This is a genomic window from Pseudomonas solani, from assembly GCF_026072635.1.
In the GTDB taxonomy this organism is placed as follows: Bacteria; Pseudomonadota; Gammaproteobacteria; order Pseudomonadales; family Pseudomonadaceae; genus Metapseudomonas; species Metapseudomonas solani.
On sequence record NZ_AP023081.1, the window covers coordinates 5,441,479 to 5,459,571 of the forward strand.

An 18,093-nucleotide genomic window follows, 5' to 3' on the forward strand; every position below is an offset into this window, starting at 1 on the left:
TAAAAACAATGAGTTAGATATATTTGTGGTGTGTTTTTAGGGTGCTGAAATGCGCTGTAAAAGTCTTTTTCGTTAAATGACAATAATCAATTAATTCGATTGATTGGCCTGTTCAAGCGGATTGTTCGGCTTCCTGGCGTATCGAGTGTTCGAGGAAAACAACGCGTGTGATGGGCCCGCCGCCATCTCGTCGCGGTGTAAAGGGGCGGTCACTCAGGCTAGGCTATGGCCCTTTCCCACCATCGGATGGCGACATGTCCAGCGAGATCGAAACCCCCTTCAGCAACGAGCCCCTTTCCGCCGTCGAGGTCCGCCTGCTCGGCAGCCTCATCGAGAAGCAGGCCACCACGCCGGAGTCCTACCCGCTGACCCTCAATGCCCTGGTGCTGGCCAGCAACCAGAAGACCAGCCGCGAACCGGTGATGAACCTGACCGCCGGCCAGGTGGGGCAGGGCATGCGCAGCCTCGAAGGGCGCAGTTTGGCGCGCCTGGTCATGGGCAGCCGCGCCGACCGCTGGGAGCAACGTGCCGAGAAGACCCTGGAGCTGGTGCATGGCCAGCTGATCCTGCTCGGCCTGTTGCTGCTGCGCGGCCCGCAGACCCTCAACGAGCTGCTCACCCGCAGCAGCCGCATGCATGAGTTCGACGATGTCGAGCAGGTGCAGCACAACCTCGAACGCCTCGTCGCCCGCGGGCTGGTTACGCTGATTCCGCGCCAGGCTGGCCAGCGCGAAGACCGCTACATGCACCTGCTGGGCGAGAAGGGCGACCTGGAAGAGCTGCTGGCCGCGCGCCAGAGCGCCCCGGAGCGCAGTGAAAGCCGTGCCGGCAGCGATGCACGCATCGAGCAGCTGGAAGCCCGCGTCGCCGAACTCGAAGAGCGCCTGGCGCAACTCGAGGCGCGTTGAGCCCCATCTGCGCAACTCTTTGTCGCTTGGCGCGTTTCCCAGGGATGTCCGACCTGCCATCCTTGCGCGCAACCCTGATCCACAGCCTTTGAGGTAGCCATGAAAATCAGCTCGGACTTCGATAGCGGCAATATCGAGGTAAAGGACGCCAGCAACCCCCAGCACGTACTGTTGGCGATGCGCCCGGACCTCAAGAGCCATCACTTCCAGTGGTTCCACTTCAAGGTCGAGGGCCTCACCCCCGGCCAGCGTCACGACTTCAGCCTGGTGAACGCCGGGCAGTCCGCCTATGCCCATGCCTGGACCGGCTACAACGCCGCCGCCTCCTACGACCACGTCAACTGGTTCCGCGTGCCCAGCCACTTCGACGAGAAGGGCCTGCACTTCGGCCTGCAGCCCCGTGAAGGGCAGATCTGGTTCGCCTACTTCGAGCCCTACAGCCGCGAGCGCCACGATCGCCTGATCGCCGACGCCCTGGCCAATGCCGGCGCCGAGCTGTTCGCCACCGGCAAGAGCATCGAGGGCCGCGACATCCAACTGTTGCGCGTCAGCCGCAACCCGGCGGCCCAGCGCAAGGTCTGGATCATCGCCCAGCAGCACCCCGGCGAGCACATGGCCGAGTGGTTCATGGAGGGCATCATCGAGCGCCTCAAGGGCAAGGCCGATGCCGAGCTGGAAGAGCTGCTGGCCAAGGCCGACCTCTACCTGGTGCCGAACATGAACCCCGATGGCGCCTTCCGTGGCCACCTGCGCACCAACGCAGCCGGCAAGGACCTCAACCGCGCCTGGCAGTCGGCCAGCGAGGCCGAGAGCCCCGAGGTGTTCTTCGTCCAGCAGCAGATGCGCAAGGTGGGTGTCGACCTGTTCCTCGACATCCACGGCGACGAGGAAATCCCCCATGTGTTCACCGCCGGCTGCGAAGGCAACCCCGGCTACAGCAAGCGCCTGGAACGCCTGGAAGACGAGTTCCGCAACCGCCTGGTGGATATCGGCGCCGATTTCCAGACCCGCTACGGCTACCCGAAGGACGAGCCCGGCAAGGCCAACACCACACTGGCCTGCAACGCCGTGGGCATGGAGTTCGATTGCCTGTCGTTCACCATCGAGATGCCGTTCAAGGACCACGACGACAACCCCAACCGGGAAACCGCCTGGGACGGCAAGCGCTCCATGAAGCTCGGCCAGGACGTGATCAGCGTCGCCGCCGCCATGGTCGACGGCCTGCGCTGACTGCCGCTGCGCCCTTGTGAAAACGCCGCCTTCCCGACAACGGGGAGGCGGCGTTTTTCGTTGTGGCTGCATCGCGGATGAATCCGCTCCCACGGCCCTCGCTCCTGGGGCTACCCGTAGGTTGGGCTGAGGTACGAAGTCCAACAGGCGGGGCCGGACCTTGCCAAGATCCTTCCGCTTGGCACGTCTGTAGGAGCGGGCTCTGCTCGCGAAGCTGGCGGCGCTATGCGTCGCTTGGCGAATGAATTGCCTATGTCTGCGTTAGCTGCTTTGGTTTTGAAGCAAACGCGTAAGCACGGTGCTTTCCTGGCGCCCAAGGGTTTCTGCCACCGCATGGGTTTCGCTTCGCTCGCGGAACGCCGCCCGACGCATCCTACGAAAGCCGCCACCCCCTAGTGCGTAGCCCGGGCTTCAGCCCGGGAATGCCAGGGGCATCAGGCTCGGGTCGGCGCCGCGGCGCCATGCAGGAAGAACAGCTCGAGCAGGGCGGCGGAGCTGGAGCTTGCGGCGCGGCCGCGGCGTTCGGCGTCGACGATGCCGAAGATCAGCGACAGGAAGAGTTCGGAGAACAGCGCCGCGCTGATGTCGATGCGGAACACGCCTTCCTGCTGGCCGCGCAGGAAGAACTTGTCCAGGGCGTCGCAGTAGGTCTGCCAGCGGGCGTCCTCGGCATTCGGGTCGAGGGTGTCGGGCTTGTACTGGAACATCAGGAACACCAGCAGCTCGCGGTGCATCAGGTGTTCGGCGATCAGCCTGCGCAGCACCTGCAGCAGTTCGGCCTGCTGCAGGTCGCCGGCCGAGAGAATCTGGTTGATCACCGTCTCGCCGTGGGTGATGAGCATGTCCACCAGGTTGTCCCGCGTGCCGCAGAAGCGGTGCAGCGTGGCCTTGCTGACCCCGGCCGCTTCCGCCAGTTCCTTCAAGGTGGCACGTGGACGCTCGACGAACGCGACGGCCAGCGCCTTGAGAAGTCGTTCGTCTTGAGCTGTCAGCGACATGGATGGATCCCGTCTTGATTTTCGGATTGCGCGCATTGTGCAGAAAAAACCTCCGGCTTCAACGGTGGAGGACATGATTAATAACAAAAGATTCATATGAGACAATATTGACTCATTTCGATCTAGATAAGATCATGCGCGCCTTTCCAGTCAAGTCGTCCGGGTGAATTACATGGGCAGGTTGCGTGCAGCAGGAACAATCAGTGCATGGGTGGTGGCCATGGCGCTCGCGGGTTGCGGGGCGTCCGGCGAGCCGGAGGCGGCGGCCGAGCAGGCCAGGCCTGTGGACGTGGTGGCAGTGACCACCGAGCCGCTGGTGCTTACCACCGAGCTGCCCGGGCGCATCGAGCCCGTGCGCGTGGCCGAGGTGCGGGCCCGGGTCGCGGGCATCGTGGTGCAGAAGCGCTTCGAGGAAGGCGCCGACGTCAAGGCCGGCGAGCTGCTGTTCCAGATCGACCCGGCGCCGCTGAAAGCCACGGTGTCCCGTGCCGAAGGCGAGCTGGCCCGCGCAGAAGCGTCGCTTTTCGAAGCCCAGGCGCGGGTCAAGCGCTACGAGCCCCTGGTGAAGATCGAAGCGGTCAGCCAGCAGGACTTCGACACCGCCACCGCCGACCTGCGCAGCGCCAAGGCGGCCGTGCGTTCGGCCCAGGCAGACCTGGAAACCGCGCGCCTCAACCTGGGCTACGCCTCGGTGAAGGCCCCCATCTCCGGTCGCATCGGCCGTGCGCTGGTGACCGAAGGCGCGCTGGTGGGGCAGGGCGAAACCACCCTGATGGCGCGCATCCAGCAACTCGACCCGGTCTACGCCGACTTCACCCAGCCGGTGGCCGATGCCCTGCGCCTGCGTGAGGCGCTCAAGGGCGGCCAGCTTTCCGCCGGTGACAGCCAGGCGCTGAGCATCCGTATCGACGGCACCGACTACCAGCGTCAGGGCGAGCTGCTGTTCACCGACGTTTCGGTGGACCCGGGCACCGGCCAGGTGTCCCTGCGCGGCAAGTTCGCCAACCCGGATGGCATGCTGCTGCCGGGCATGTATGTGCGCGTAAGCGCGCCCCAGGGCAGTGATGCCCAGGCCATCCTGGTGCCCCAGCGCGCCGTGCAGCGCTCGCCCGATGGCTCCGCCCTGGTGCTGGTGGTGGGGGCTGACGAGCGTGTCGAGGCGCGCCCCGTGCACACCGGCGCCATGCAGGGTTCGCGCTGGCAGATCAGCCAGGGCCTGGCCAGTGGTGATCGCGTGATCGTCGGCGGCCTCACCGGCCTGCAGCCGGGCACCAAGGTCGAGCCGCGCCCCACCCAGGAGCAACAGGCGTCCCGCCAGTAAGGCCGGGATAGTCGCGAGGAATCATCCATGTCTCTGTTCTTCATCAAGCGTCCCAACTTCGCGTGGGTGGTGGCGCTGTTCATCTCCCTGGCCGGCCTGCTGGTCATCCCGTTGTTGCCGGTGGCGCAGTACCCCAACGTCGCGCCACCGCAGATCACCGTCACCGCCACCTACCCGGGTGCCTCGGCGCAGGTGCTGGTGGATTCGGTCACCAGCGTGATCGAGGAAGAGCTCAACGGCGCCAAGAGCCTGCTCTACTTCGAATCCACCAGTAACTCCAACGGCACCGCCGAAGTGGTGGTCACCTTCCAGCCGGGTACCAATCCGGAACTGGCCCAGGTGGACGTGCAGAACCGCCTGAAGAAGGCCGAGTCGCGCCTGCCCCAGGCCGTGCTCACCCAAGGCGTGGAAGTGGAGCAGACCAGCGCCGGCTTCCTGCTCATCTACGCCCTCAACTTCAAGGAAGGCGCCCAGCGCAGCGACACCACCGTCCTCGGCGACTACGCCGCGCGCAACATCAACAACGAGCTGCGTCGGGTGGCCGGTGTCGGCAAGCTGCAGTTCTTCTCCTCCGAAGCGGCCATGCGCGTCTGGATCGACCCGCAGAAGCTGGTGGGCTACGGCCTCTCCCTGGACGACGTGAGCAACGCCATCCGTGGGCAGAACGTGCAGGTCCCGGCCGGTGCCTTTGGCAGCTCGCCGGGCAGCACCGAGCAGGAACTGACCGCCACCCTGGCGGTGAAGGGCACCCTGGACGACCCGGCCGAGTTCGGTCGCATCGTGCTGCGCGCCAACCAGGACGGCTCCTCGGTGAAGCTGGCCGACGTCGCCCGCCTGGAAGTGGGCAGCGAGAGCTACAACTTCTCCTCGCGCCTCAATGGCAAACCCTCGGTCGCGGGCGCCATCCAGCTGTCCCCGGGCGCCAACGCCATCCAGACCGCCGAGGCGATCAAGCAGCGCCTGGCCGAGCTGTCGGTGAACTTCCCCGACGACGTGGAGTATTCGGTGCCCTACGACACCTCGCGCTTCGTCGGCGTGGCCATCGAGAAGGTGATCCACACCCTGCTGGAAGCCATGGTGCTGGTGTTCCTGGTGATGTTCCTGTTCCTGCAGAACGTGCGCTACACCCTGATCCCGGCCATCGTCGTGCCGGTGTGCCTGCTGGGCACGTTCACGGCCATGTACCTGCTGGGCTTCTCGGTGAACATGATGACCATGTTCGGCATGGTGCTGGCCATCGGCATCCTGGTGGACGACGCCATCGTGGTGGTGGAGAACGTCGAGCGGATCATGGCCGAGGAGGGGCTGTCCCCGCGCGACGCCACGGTCAAGGCGATGGGCCAGGTGTCCGGCGCCATCGTCGGCATCACCATGGTGCTGTCGGCGGTGTTCCTGCCGCTGGCCTTCATGGCCGGTTCCGTGGGTGTGATCTACCAGCAGTTCTCCCTGTCGCTGGCAGTGTCGATCCTGTTCTCCGGCTTCCTCGCCCTGACCTTCACTCCGGCCCTGTGCGCCACGCTGCTCAAGCCGATCCCCAAGGGGCACCATGAGAAGCGCGGCTTCTTCGGCGCCTTCAACCGTGGTTTCACCGGCCTCACCCAGGGCTACACCCGCCTCAACGGCGGCCTGGTGAAACGTGCCGGGCGCTTCATGCTGGTGTACGCCGGCCTGGTGGCGGTGCTTGGCTACTTCTACCTGCGCCTGCCGGAATCCTTCGTACCGGTGGAAGACCAGGGCTACATGATCGTCGACGTGCAGCTGCCGCCGGGCGCCACCCGTGCGCGCACCGACGTCACCGGCCAGCAGTTGGAGCAGTACCTGGGCTCCCGCGAGGCGGTGGAGAACACCTTCCTGGTGATGGGCTTCAGCTTCTCCGGCATGGGCGAGAACGCCGCGCTGGCCTTCCCGACCCTGAAGGACTGGTCCGTGCGCAGCGACGAGCAATCGGCCGGTGCCGAAGCCATGCTGACCAACCAGAGCCTCGCCGGTGTCAGCGACGGCACGATCATGGCGGTCACTCCGCCGCCCATCGACGGGCTCGGCAACTCCGGTGGCTTCTCCCTGCGCCTGCAGGACCGTGGCGGCCTCGGCCGTGAAGCCCTGCTGGCCGCCCGCGACCAGTTGCTGGGCCAGGCCAACGGCAACCCGAAGATCCTCTACGCGATGATGGAAGGCCTGGCCGAAGCGCCCCAGCTGCGCCTGGAGATCGACCGCGAGAAGGCCCGCACCCTGGGCGTGAGCTTCGAAACCATCGGCAGCGCGCTGTCCACCGCGTTCGGCTCCTCGGTGATCAACGACTTCTCCAACGCCGGCCGCCAGCAACGCGTGGTGGTGCAGGCCGAGCAGGGCGAGCGGATGACGCCGGAAAGCGTGCTCAAGCTCTACGTCAGCAACGCCAAGGGCGAGCAGGTGCCGCTCTCCGCCTTCGTCACCACCCACTGGGAAGAAGGCCCGGTGCAACTGGTGCGCTACAACGGCTACCCGACCATCCGCATCGCCGGCGACGCCGCACCTGGCGTCAGCACCGGTGAAGCCATGGCCGAGATCCAGCGCCTGGTGAGCCAGTCCCCGGCCGGCATCGGTTACGAGTGGACGGGCCTCTCCTACCAGGAGAAGGTCGCCAGCGGCCAGGCGGTGCAACTGTTCGCCCTGGCCATCCTGGTCGTGTTCCTGCTGCTGGTGGCGCTCTACGAGAGCTGGGCGATCCCGCTGTCGGTGATGCTCATCGTGCCCATCGGCGCCCTCGGCGCGGTGCTCGCGGTGACCTCGGTCGGCATGCCCAACGACGTCTACTTCAAGGTTGGGCTGATCACCATCATCGGCCTGGCGGCGAAGAACGCCATCCTCATCGTCGAGTTCGCCAAGGAGCTGATGGAGCAGGGTCGCGGCCTGCGCGAGGCGGCCATCGAAGCCGCGCGCCTGCGCTTCCGCCCGATCATCATGACCTCCATGGCCTTCATCCTCGGCGTGGTGCCCCTGGCCCTGGCCAGCGGCGCCGGTGCGGCCAGCCAGCGCGCCCTCGGCACCGGCGTGATCGGCGGCATGCTCAGCGCCACCGTACTGGGGGTGATCTTCGTGCCCATCTGCTTCGTCTGGGTGCTGTCGCTGCTGAAGCGTCGCTCCGCACCTGCTCAACAATCCACGGAGGCCTGAGCACCATGCACAGACACGCCTTGACCGCATCGGCCCTGCTGATCGCCCTGACCCTGGGCGGCTGCTCCATGGCCCCCACCTACGAGCGCCCCGAAGCGCCGGTGGCCGCGCACTGGAGCGGCCCAGCCGCCAAACAGGACCAGGCCGCCAGCGAGCTGGACTGGCGCACCTTCATCGTCGACGCCGACCTGCGTCGGCTGGTGGGGGAGGCGCTGGCCAACAACCGCTCCCTGCGCCAGACCCTGCTCGACATCGAGCAGGCCCGCGCCCAGTACCGCATCCAGCGCGCCGACCGGGTGCCGGGGCTTTCCGCCAGTGCCTCGGGTAATCGCCAGCGAGTGCCGGGGGCCTCTCCAGCACCGGCACCTCCACCGTCACCAGCAGCTACCAGGTGGGCGTGAGCCTGCCGGAGTACGAGCTCGACCTGTTCGGCCGGGTCAAAAGCCTCACCGACTCCGCCCTGGAGCAGTACCTGGCCACCGAGGAAGCGGGCCGCAGCGCACGCATCGCCCTGGTCGCCGAAGTCACCCAGGCTTACCTCACCTATGACGGCGCCCAGCGCCGCCTGGCCCTGACCCGGCAGACCCTGGAAAGCCGCGAGGACTCCCTCGACCTGACCGCCCAGCGCCGCGCCGCCGGTGCCGCCACCGCGCTGGATCACCAGGAAGCCCTCGGCCTGGTGGAGCAAGCCCGTGCCGAGCTGGAAGCCAACCAGCGGCAGAAGCAGCAGGCGCTCAACGCCCTGGTGCTGCTGATCGGCACGCCGGACGCCGCCAAGGCACTGCCCGAGGCCCCGCGTGACGAGCTGCTGCTGATCCAGGACATCGCCCCCGGTGCGCCCTCGGCGTTGCTGGAACGGCGCCCGGACATCCTCGCCGCCGAGCATCGGCTGAAATCGCGCAACGCCGATATCGGTGCGGCGCGCGCGGCGTTCTTCCCGCGCATCAGCCTCACCGGCAGCTACGGCAGTTCCAGCGCCGAAGTGTCCGGCCTGTTCGATGGCGGCTCGCGCTCCTGGAGCTTCATGCCGACCCTGTCGCTGCCGATCTTCGATGCCGGCCGCAACAGCGCCAACCTCGACCTCGCCGAAGTGCGCAAGGACGCCGCCGTGGCCGCCTATGAAGGCAGCATCCAGACGGCCTTCCGCGAAGTGGCCGACGCCCTGGCCGCCACCGACACGCTGCGCCGCGAGGAAGCGGCCCGCCGCGCCCTGGCCAACACCAGCAACGAGACCCTCAAGCTGGCCAAGGCCCGCTACGAAGGCGGTGTCGACAGCCACCTGCGCTACCTGGATGCCCAGCGCAGCAGCTTCGTCAACGACTCCACGCTGATCGAAACCAGCACCCAGCGGCAGCTCGCCCTGGTCGACCTGTTCCGCGCCCTGGGTGGCGGCTGGAGCGGTGCCGACCCCAGCGTGGAGAGTCGATGAGTTCGAGCCACCCTCCGGGCAACCGCTGGCTGATCCTGCTGGTGGTGGTCCTGGCGTACCTGCCCATCGTCATCGACATGACGGTGCTGCACATCGCCGTGCCGTCGCTGACCCTGTCCCTGGGGGCCAGCGGCGAGCAGGTGCTGTGGATCATCGATATCTACCCGCTGATCATGGCCGGCCTGCTGGTGCCCATGGGCACCCTGGCGGATCGCATCGGCAGCCGGCCCATGCTGCTCACCGGCCTGCTGGTGTTCGTCGGCATGTCCTGCGTGGCGGCCTATGCGCCCACGGCCGGCGCCCTGATCGCCGCCCGCGCGGGCATGGCGGTGGGCGCCGCCATGGCCTTGCCCTGCACCCTGGCGATCATCCGCCGCGCCTTCGAGTCGCCCAAGGAACGCGGCATCGCCCTGGGCCTGTGGGGCACGGTGGCCTCCGCCGGCGCGGCGCTCGGCCCGCTGGTGGGTGGCGCGCTGCTGGAGCATTACTGGTGGGGCTCGGTGTTCCTCATCAACCTGCCGGTGATGCTGCTTATCTGGCCCCTGGCCTATGTACTGGTGCCTCGTGATTCCGGCAGTGGCAGCGGTGGCTGGAAGATCGGCCAGGCGCTGCTGTTGATCGCCGGCATCATCGCCAGCGTCCATGCGCTCAAATCCGGCCTCAAGCCGGGTGGGCCGTCCTGGGTCAGCGGCGTCACGTTGCTGGTGGGTGTCCTGTTGCTGGCCGACTTCGTGCGCCGCCAGCTCACCAGCGCCGAACCCATGCTCGACCTGAGCCTGTTCGCGCGGCCGGCCATCCGCTCCGGGCTGATCATGGCGCTGGTGGTGTCCGGCGCCCTGGCCGGCACCGAACTCACCATCGCCCAGGAACTGCAACTGGTGCTTGGCCGCACGCCACTGCAAGCCGGGCTGTTCCTGCTGCCGCTGATGATCGCCGCCGGCGTCGGCGGGCCGCTGGCGGGCTACCTGGCGTCCCTGGTCGGCCTGCGCCGGGTGGCGACCACCGCCTTGCTGTGCTCGGCCATCAGCCTCGCCGGGCTGGGGTTCAGCGACTTCCGCGAGGCCGGGCTGGTCGTGATCGGCCTGCTGGTGTTACTGGGCCTGGCCCTGAGCATCGGCCTCACCGCATCCTCCATCGCCATCATGGGCGCCGCGCCGGTCAGCAAGGCGGGCGCCGCCGGTGCGCTGGAGGCCACCGGCTACGAGATGGGCACCGGGCTGGGCATCACCGCCTTCGGCGTACTGCTCTCCAGCGTCTATGGCGCCGCCATCCACCTGCCGGGCGGCGTGCCCGAGGCGGTGAAGGACCAGGCGATCCGCTCGCTGTCGGACACCCTGGTCGCCGCCGAGCGCCTCGACGCCACCCTGGCCGCGCCGCTGGCCCAGGCCGGCCGCGAAGCCTTCAGTGCAGCCCACGGCGCGGTGCTGCTCTCCGCCGCCACGCTGCTGGCCGGCCTGGCGGTGGTGGTGTTCCTCTCGCTGGGCAAGGAGGAGGGCAGCGAGCCCGCCGCAGTGGGGCACTGAGTGCGGCGCGCCGGCTCTGGGCCGGGGCTGCGCATTCAAGGCCTGTCACAATTTCCGCGCCTCCTGTGCCCGGCGGCTGCGCTATCGTTGCGCGCTTTCCATCAACGACAGGCGGGCTCCATGCCATTCGTGCTTCCTTCTTCCATCGCGCGCTTCATCGACGGCGCGCCCCTGACGCGGGATTGCGTCGGTGAGTCCCCGTGCGAAGTCCACGCCTTCAGCCGGGGCAACGACCGTTTCTTCCTCAAGCTGAGCGCCGCCGTCTATGCGCCCACCACCTACAGCGTGCTGCGCGAGGCCAGCGTCCTGCAGTGGCTCGACGGCAAGCTCCATGTGCCCGAAGTGGTGGCCTGCGCCGCCGGCGACGGGCACGAGTTCATGATCACCCGCGCCGTGCCCGGCCAGCCGCTCTCCGAGCTGATGGCGGAGGCGCCCACCGTGCACCAGGCCTTCGGTGAGGCCCTGCGCCAGTTGCAGGCGGTGCCGGTGGAGGGCTGCCCCTTCGACTCGTCAGCCTCCGTGCGCCTGCGCGAGCTGGAGTACCTGGTGGGCCAGGGGCTGATCGCCGACGACTGGGACCCGGAAACCTGGCCCGACCTGCCGACGCCCGAGGCGTTGATCGCCCACCTCCACGCCAGCGTGCCGGTCGAAGACCTTGCCTTCAGCCACGGCGACCTGTGCGACGCCAACCTCTTCCTCGATGCCCGGGAGCGCCTGCACTTCATCGACCTGGGGCGCGGTGGCCTGGCCGACCGCTGGCTGGATATCGCCTTCGCCCACCGCAACCTCGCCGAGGAGCTGTCGCCGGATGCGGCCGAGCGCTTCATCCGCCAACTGGGCATCCCCGACCAGCCGGCCAGGCGCCTGTTCTTCGAACAGCTGGACGAGATGTTCTAAGCCCCTCGCGGGCGCTGATCTAGCTCATCTGCACTATTTCGCCCCCATACCGTGTCGATGGAAAATGACCGGTCCAGGACCCGCTCCAGCCTCTATCAAGGATCGATGCATGCGACTGCCTCGCCCGCTTCTTGCCCTGCCTTCCGTCTTGCTGCTTGCCTTCTCCCTCGCCGGTTGCGTGCCCGAGCCCTACACCAGCGGCTACGGCATGGACGACCCGAGCAACGGGCCCCTGCTGGACAAGGTGGACGCGGCGCTCAAGGCGAACATGGCCGTGGTGCTGGTGGCCGACGTGATGCCGCACAAGACGCTGAACGACGCGCTGACCATGACCCAGTGGACGCCCACGGTGATCTGGCAGAACGAGAGCGACCCGAACATCACCTTCGGCCGCCGCTTCAAGACCAACGAGCTGCAGCGCGACCCCAAGCCCAGCAACCTGTTCACGGCCTTCGAGGTGCACATCCTGCCGCCCGGCAAGTACCTGCTCACCGGGGGCGACGACTACCAGATCCGCGGGGTGCTCGACGAGGTCGGCGCCCGCAGCGGCCCGGTCGGCTCGGTCGGCTCGGGTAAAGGCCCCAACGGCACCGCGTACCTGTCCACCGAGATGTACCGCGAGTACTACCGCGAAGAGGTGTGGAAGGACGCCACCTACGGCAGCGAGCTGAAGAGCGAGAAGGTCTGCACCGCCGTGCACGTGGCCAGCGGCGCCTGCGTGGCCTGGGGCGAGCAGCAGTACAGCCAGACCACCCAGGGCGCGGGGCCGGCTACTACCAGCAGACCGACTCCCGCGACGTCCCGTCGATCAAGGTCCAGGCGCGCCTGCCGGCGGACAAGGCCCTCGCCAGCTTCACCGTCCAGGGCGGGCAGCTGGTGCTGGCTCCGCGCATGCACCTGAAGAGCCCCAGCGCCCAGTACCAGCGGGCCAAGTGCCGGGCGACCGACCCGACGAAGATCGAGTGCCCGCTGCAGAACTTCACCGTCTACACCTGGCCGGCACCCATGGATTTCGCCACCTCCGTCATCTCCCCGCGCTACCTGAGCGACAGGCACCAGGAGATGCTGTCCCGGCTCGTGCCCCTGCAGCTCACCCCGCTGCGCCAGCAGGGCAAGGAAGACCCGCTCTGGGGCGTACCGCTGTCGTTGACCCCGTAAGCCTGGCCCCGCGGAGCTCCCAGCCCTAGAGCTTGGTTCCGCGCGCCTTGTGGCACACCAGCGCGTCCTTCACGTACTGCGTGTAAATGGCCATGTCGCTGTACAGCCACATGGCCTGTACGCCGCTGCAATAGATACCTTCCGATTGCGGGCAGGTCTTCACGTCATACAGCGGGCTGTCGCCGCCCCAGGTGTCCGATGCCTGTTGGGCTGCTTCGGTGGCGGCGCGGATGTATTCGTCCTTCTGGGCGCTGGTCAGGCTGATCGCCTGGTCGAAACCACCCGCTGACCTGGCCATGTCGACGATGGGTTTCTGCAGTTCGCCAGCATTGCCTCGTATCTCCGGGTGGCTCAGCTCCGGCAGCACGCCGCTCGCATCGGCGGGGCAGTTGCCAGCGAAGCTGAAGGTCTTCTGCTGGGCCGCCACCACGCGCGGGCTGGGGCCGCCCTGGGTGCCGGCGCCCGCCATCGAGCCGCCCGAGTAGGCGCCTGCGCTGCCAGAAGCACTGCTGGTGTCGATGCCCGCTGCATTGAAGGCGGCCTGCATCACCTGCTGGCCCTGCGCGGCGTTGCCGGTGTCGTAGGCCACCTTGCTGCCCAGGGCGACGCCGGCGAGGGCGCCGACCATCTTCACCGTGTCCATGCCCGACTCACTGCCTTGCGAGGTGGCGGGCGCTGCAGCAGGCGTCGAGGCGTAGCTAGGGGCTGCAGGTGCGGCGCTCGCTGTGACGGCGGGCATGATGGGCGCCAGGGCGGTGCTGGTGACCGCACCGGAGAGGCTGGTGGGCCTGACCCGAGGCGCCACCTTGGCATTGGCGGGAGCCCAGTCGCCCATGTCCTTGTAGGACTCGGCGGTGAAGGTGCTCAGGTCGCCCTTCAGGCTGATGACCAGGTGCGGGTCGGGCTGGATGCCGGGCACCCGGGAAGGGATGGCGGCCAGCGAGGCCCGCAGGGTTTCGTAACTGGAAGCCGGCACCTGGCCGACCACGCCCAGGCGGCCGTCCACCACATAGACATCGAGGTAGCTGGCGGCGAGCAGTTGGCTGACCTGCTGCTTGAGCCCGGCATCCTTGGCCAGCTGGGCGCTGGAGCCGTCCTGCCGGACCAGGGTGAAGGTGTAGACCTCCGCATGGGGGATCGCCGACACCTCGGCGAACACCGCCTGCTGGGCCTGGGCGCTGTCGACTTCGCCGGCCACCAGCACGATGTCGTCATAGGCCTTGAGGATCAGCTTCGGGTAGCGGCTTGCATACGCCTGCGACAGCCTGGCCACCGTCGGTGCGATGGCGGCCTTGTAGGTGCGGGCGGCTTCGTAGTCCTGCTGCTGTTGGCGCAGGGCGGCGTTGTCGGTGCTCTCGCAGCCGGCCAGCAGAAGTGCCAGGACGCTGAGGCATAAGGTTCTGTTCATGGGATTTCCCTATCGGAGCCGCCTCGCGACGCGGCAGAGCAAGCGGGTTTCGGGCATGGCGGGATAATGGCCAATCGCCGGCTTTCGCTCAATAGCCGGCAGCGCCTGGCCCGCCCGAAGGTCCGGCCCGGCGACACCCTCGCACCTGGGTGGACAGGGCGCTTCCATTGGCGCTGCGTGGATGATGCTCTTCTCATCCACCAGCGGAGTGACCGGCGAGCCCGGAAGGTGGACCGATGAAGCGCGCTCCACCCTACGCCTGGTCAATCGCCCCCATGCACCGGACCCCCCGCGAACGCGAGGCCTCCGAACCGGCAACACGGCCGCCCCCTGGCGAGCTCGAACTTATGGCCGCGTAGGGTGGATGACGCTCTTTTCATCCACCAGCGAAGTGACCGACGAGCCGAGAGGGTGGACCGATGAAGCGTGGCCCACCCCACGCCCGCCCATTGCCCTCATGCACCGGAACCCCCACGAACGCGAGGCCTCCGAACCAGCAACACGGCCGCCTCCAGGCGAGTTCGCACTCACGGCCGCGTAGGGTGGATGGCGCTTTTTTCATCCACCAGCGACGTGTCCGGCGAGCCCGAATGGTGGACCGATTAAGCGCGGTCCACCCTACGCTCGCCAATCGCCCCCATGCACCGGAACCCCCACGAACGCGAGGCCTCCGAACCAGCAACACGGCCGCCTCCAGGCGAGTTCGCACTCACGGCCGCGTAGGGTGGATGGCGCTTTTTTCATCCACCAGCGACGTGTCCGGCGAGCCCGAATGGTGGACCGATGAAGCGCGATCCACCCCAGTCGATCGCCCTCCGTGGGCCCACACCGAGGCCAGGAGGTGAGGGCATGCCTGCTGCAACCTATGGCGCGCTGAGGTTGGCTAGTATTCAATCAGCCCCTGGCACAAACCCGCGACCCAATGGAGACAACCCCATGAGCAATGACCGCCGCAAGGTGGAAGAGGGCGCCGACGACGTCCCCCGCCTGATCGTCGCGCTCAACGCCTCGCGCCCCGCCAAGGCCAGGAAGCGCGCCTGATGACCGAGCCCGGCACGCGCGACTGGGTGCGGCGCAGCGACCACCCGGCGCGGATCGAACGCATCGAGGCCTACTTCGGCGGCCACGGTTACGACCCACACCGCCACGACACCTACGCCATCGGCCGCACCCTGTCCGGGGTGCAGAGCTTCAGCTACCAGAAGAGCCTGCGCCACAGCCTGCCCGGCGGCACCCTGGTGCTGCACCCCGACGAGCTCCACGACGGCATGGCCGGCACCGAGGCCGGCTTCCACTACCGGATGATCTACGTCGAGCCGGTGCTGATCCAGCAGGTGCTTGGAGGCCGGCCGCTGCCCTTCGTGCCGGGCGGCCTCTCCGATGACCTGCGTCTGCACCGCGCCACCGAAACCTTCATGCAGGCCATGGACCGCCCGCTGCAGGCATTGGAGGAACAGGACGCCATTTTCGACCTGGCCCAGGCGCTGCAGGCGGTAGGTGGCAGGCGGCGAGGGCGGCGGGCCTTCGACTTCGCCTCGGTCGAGCGCGCCCGGGACTACATCCACAGCCACCTCGGCAGCAACGTCACCCTCGACGAACTGGAGCGCGCCAGCGGCCGCGAACGCTGGAGCCTGTCCCGCGATTTCCGCGCGCTCTACGGCACCAGCCCCTACCGCTACCTCACCCTGCGCCGCCTCGACCGCTGCCGGCGCATGCTGCTGGACGGCTTCAGCCTGGCCGATGCGGCCCTGGCCGCCGGCTTCTTCGACCAGAGCCACATGACCCGCCACTTCACCCAGTGCTACGGCCTGCCCCCGGCGCGCTGGCTGCGCATGCACGGCCGCTGAAGCTTGCAGGATCGTACAAGAGCGCTACGGCGGGCCTCGCTACTCTCGCGGCTCAACCCCCAACCCGGAGCCGCACCATGGCCGTTCAGCCCAACCACCAGAGCATCAACCTGTTGCAGAAGACCTCGCTGTTCAGCGAGCAGTGGAACCCCAAGGTCGTCGCCGAAATGAACGACTACCAATTCAAGGTCGTGCGCATCGAGGACGACTTCATCTGGCATTCCCACGCCGACACAGACGAAGCCTTCCTGGTGCTCGAAGGCCAGCTGCGCATCGATTTGCGCGACGGTGCCGTCCTGCTCGGGCCGGGCGAACTCTATGTCGTGCCCAAGGGCGTCGAGCACAAGCCCTACGCCGAAGGCGAGGTGAAGATGATGCTCATCGAGCCCCGTGGTGTGCTCAACACCGGCGAGGAAGGCGGCGAACGCACCGCGCAGAACGACGTCTGGATCTGATTGCCCGCCTGCATCGCACCTATTCGCGATAGGCCGTCAGGGTTCGAACCGAGCGCTGACAGGACAAACACCTGCCGTGGGGTGTGCCGTGCGCACCTCCGCTCGGTGCTCCCGGCGAAGCTGGAGCCCGGGCTACGCACGTGATCGCACGCAGGGTGTAGGGGCGACTTCAGCCGCCCATCGATGCCCGGCATCGCGCCTTCGTGGGAGCGAATTCATTCGCGATAGGCGGGGGCAGGGTGCAACCACGCCCCCCGCCACGTTGGGCTTTGTCCCTCAGCCCAACCTCCAAGACCATGCCTCAGGGAAGCTGGCACTCGTAATAAGCACCTTGGAGCGTGCTCGTAGGGCACCACTTCGCCATGTTGACCAGGTAAGCAGTGGGATTGAGCGTCTTGGCTTGAGCCAACGCCTGCTTGGCCTCGTTGTTGTCGAGGTAGACCTTCACGCTGCGGAACGAGCCGGCCCGGCGAAATATCTGGGCATCCAGCCCGACACGCTGTTTGATTGTCCCGACGGTTTTCTGCGCGTTATCCAGGGACGTATCTCCGCCCAGGATCACTCCCCAGGTATCCGCCGGGCTGGAGGAAGTGGTGGGAAGGGCGGTCGTAATGAACGCCTCCGCTGCATCCTGCGACATGGTGACCCCCGAATACGCGTCGAGTATCTTCACCGCCCAGCCTCTAATCTTCTTGTTCGCCTCTGGGTCTGTTTTGTCGCGTGGGTCCTCGTTCAGGATGGTGACGGCCAGCTCCACGAACTTCACTTCCGCGTCCCGCTGCTTGTTCGCGTTGGCAACGACATTAGCCAGGACTGCGATCGCAATAGGAATGAACACGGCGGCGATGGCTTTGCTGATGTAGTCGAGTTTCTGCCAGTTGTTGATGGATTCCATTCCGTCGTCCTCGTTTGTGCCTATCCGATCACCTTGTGCCGTTTGCTGCGGTGCGGGTTATCACGAGGGTAGTTCACTTGATCCCGACAGGATGGCCACGTGCCGTAGGGTGTGCCGCGCGCACCTCCACTCGGTGCTTCCGGTGAAGCTGAAGCCCAGGCTGCGTATGCGGGATGTAGGGGCCACTTCAGTCGCCCGGCGATGCGCAGCATCGCGCTTGCGCAGACCCTAATTCATTCACGACAGGCGGGGGCAGGGCGCAACCCACGACCCCCGCCACGTTGGGCTTCGTTCCTCAGCCCAACCTACAGGAGCTGCAAGCCCTTCCAGCTCGGCAGGTCGCGCAGTTCCGGCTCGTCATGGATGGCCAGAAACACCGGCAGGTCGCGACGCGCGATCCAGATATCGCCTTGCCACTTGAGCACGCCCACTTGCTGGTTGGCCCAATGCATCAGGGCCCGTTGCGGCGCCGCCTCGGCGTTGCGGTGGCGGTCGTGCAGGGTGGGCAGCACCACCTCGCTCAGCCACTGGCCGATGCAGCGGTGCTCCGGGTGGCGGAAGCGGTACAGCGCCTTGTAGGCCCCGGCATCGCTGATCACCTCCACCTCCTCGCGCAACCCGGTGGCGTACTCCAGCAGCACCCAGCGCTTCTGGTTCGGGTCCATGCGCTGGGGCAGGCGATAGGGGCGCAGCGCACCGATCATCCGCGCGAAATCCACGGCGACGAACCAGGGTTGGTTGTCGATCATCACGGCGCGCAGGGGATAGGTGTTGCGGTGGAAGAAGAGCGGGGTGAGTGCTTCGTGCATGGTGTAGCTCCTATCAGTTGGTTCAGGAGCTGCCGCCATCCGCTGTCAAACGAAGGGTGGCA

General features: G+C 67.2%; 12 protein-coding genes and 2 pseudogenes. 10 read left to right on the forward strand and 4 right to left on the reverse strand.

Annotated features, from left to right (window positions below):
* Nucleotides 1–254: 254 nt before the first annotated feature.
* Together PSm6_RS24685 and PSm6_RS24690 are read left to right on the forward strand one after the other, a co-directional pair.
* Nucleotides 255–908 carry a YceH family protein gene (locus tag PSm6_RS24685; protein ID WP_021217291.1) on the forward strand — a complete coding sequence of 218 codons (654 nt, stop codon included), beginning with the start codon at nucleotides 255–257 and terminating at the stop codon, nucleotides 906–908.
* Between the two features lie 99 nt (nucleotides 909–1,007).
* The gene (locus PSm6_RS24690) at nucleotides 1,008–2,138 is read left to right on the forward strand and encodes a M14 family metallopeptidase (protein WP_043244783.1); all 1,131 of its coding nucleotides are present in this window, start codon (nucleotides 1,008–1,010) and stop codon (nucleotides 2,136–2,138) included.
* Nucleotides 2,139–2,572: 434 nt separating this feature from the next.
* Here the strand turns inward: PSm6_RS24690 and PSm6_RS24695 are convergent, their stop codons facing one another.
* Nucleotides 2,573–3,136 (reverse strand): TetR/AcrR family transcriptional regulator, encoded by a 564-nt coding sequence (locus PSm6_RS24695; protein WP_265168497.1) that lies wholly within the window; start codon nucleotides 3,134–3,136, stop codon nucleotides 2,573–2,575.
* 172 nt (nucleotides 3,137–3,308) lie between these two features.
* On the opposite strand from PSm6_RS24695, the gene PSm6_RS24700 reads away from it, so the two are divergent.
* The 6 genes and pseudogenes from PSm6_RS24700 (at nucleotide 3,309) to PSm6_RS24725 (ending at nucleotide 12,617) form a co-directional block, all read left to right on the forward strand.
* Entirely contained in the window at nucleotides 3,309–4,457 is a 1,149-nt protein-coding gene (locus PSm6_RS24700; protein ID WP_031286971.1) for a MexC family multidrug efflux RND transporter periplasmic adaptor subunit, read from the forward strand.
* Between the two features lie 27 nt (nucleotides 4,458–4,484).
* Complete coding sequence (locus tag PSm6_RS24705; protein ID WP_265168498.1) at nucleotides 4,485–7,610, forward strand: multidrug efflux RND transporter permease subunit; 3,126 nt, start codon at nucleotides 4,485–4,487, stop codon at nucleotides 7,608–7,610.
* A 5-nt stretch (nucleotides 7,611–7,615) separates the two neighbouring features.
* Nucleotides 7,616–9,039 (forward strand): annotated as a pseudogene (locus PSm6_RS24710) (efflux transporter outer membrane subunit).
* Nucleotides 9,036–10,562, forward strand: coding sequence for an MFS transporter (locus PSm6_RS24715; RefSeq protein WP_021217285.1), 1,527 nt, complete (start codon nucleotides 9,036–9,038; stop codon nucleotides 10,560–10,562). The pseudogene PSm6_RS24710 and the gene PSm6_RS24715 overlap by 4 nt, the downstream one beginning before the upstream one ends.
* A 120-nt stretch (nucleotides 10,563–10,682) precedes the next feature.
* Nucleotides 10,683–11,459 (forward strand): APH(3') family aminoglycoside O-phosphotransferase, encoded by a 777-nt coding sequence (locus PSm6_RS24720; RefSeq protein WP_021217284.1) that lies wholly within the window; start codon nucleotides 10,683–10,685, stop codon nucleotides 11,457–11,459.
* 109 nt (nucleotides 11,460–11,568) lie between these two features.
* Nucleotides 11,569–12,617, forward strand: a pseudogene (locus PSm6_RS24725) (hypothetical protein).
* 25 nt (nucleotides 12,618–12,642) lie between these two features.
* On the opposite strand, the gene PSm6_RS24730 reads toward PSm6_RS24725, so the two are convergent.
* Nucleotides 12,643–14,025 carry a hypothetical protein gene (locus PSm6_RS24730; RefSeq protein WP_265168499.1) on the reverse strand — a complete coding sequence of 461 codons (1,383 nt, stop codon included), beginning with the start codon at nucleotides 14,023–14,025 and terminating at the stop codon, nucleotides 12,643–12,645.
* 1,040 nt (nucleotides 14,026–15,065) lie between these two features.
* Here PSm6_RS24730 and PSm6_RS24735 point away from each other — a divergent pair.
* Both PSm6_RS24735 and PSm6_RS24740 read left to right on the forward strand, forming a co-directional pair.
* The gene (locus PSm6_RS24735; RefSeq protein WP_265168500.1) at nucleotides 15,066–15,872 is read left to right on the forward strand and encodes an AraC family transcriptional regulator; all 807 of its coding nucleotides are present in this window, start codon (nucleotides 15,066–15,068) and stop codon (nucleotides 15,870–15,872) included.
* A 77-nt stretch (nucleotides 15,873–15,949) separates the two neighbouring features.
* A complete protein-coding gene (locus PSm6_RS24740) occupies nucleotides 15,950–16,327 on the forward strand; it encodes a cupin domain-containing protein (protein ID WP_265168501.1) in 378 nt (125 codons plus the stop codon).
* Nucleotides 16,328–16,628: 301 nt separating this feature from the next.
* Here the strand turns inward: PSm6_RS24740 and PSm6_RS24745 are convergent, their stop codons facing one another.
* Together PSm6_RS24745 and PSm6_RS24750 are read right to left on the reverse strand one after the other, a co-directional pair.
* Nucleotides 16,629–17,222 (reverse strand): hypothetical protein, encoded by a 594-nt coding sequence (locus PSm6_RS24745; protein WP_265168502.1) that lies wholly within the window; start codon nucleotides 17,220–17,222, stop codon nucleotides 16,629–16,631.
* A 305-nt stretch (nucleotides 17,223–17,527) separates the two neighbouring features.
* The gene (locus tag PSm6_RS24750; RefSeq protein ID WP_265168503.1) at nucleotides 17,528–18,031 is read right to left on the reverse strand and encodes a BRO-N domain-containing protein; all 504 of its coding nucleotides are present in this window, start codon (nucleotides 18,029–18,031) and stop codon (nucleotides 17,528–17,530) included.
* Nucleotides 18,032–18,093 lie beyond the last annotated feature (62 nt).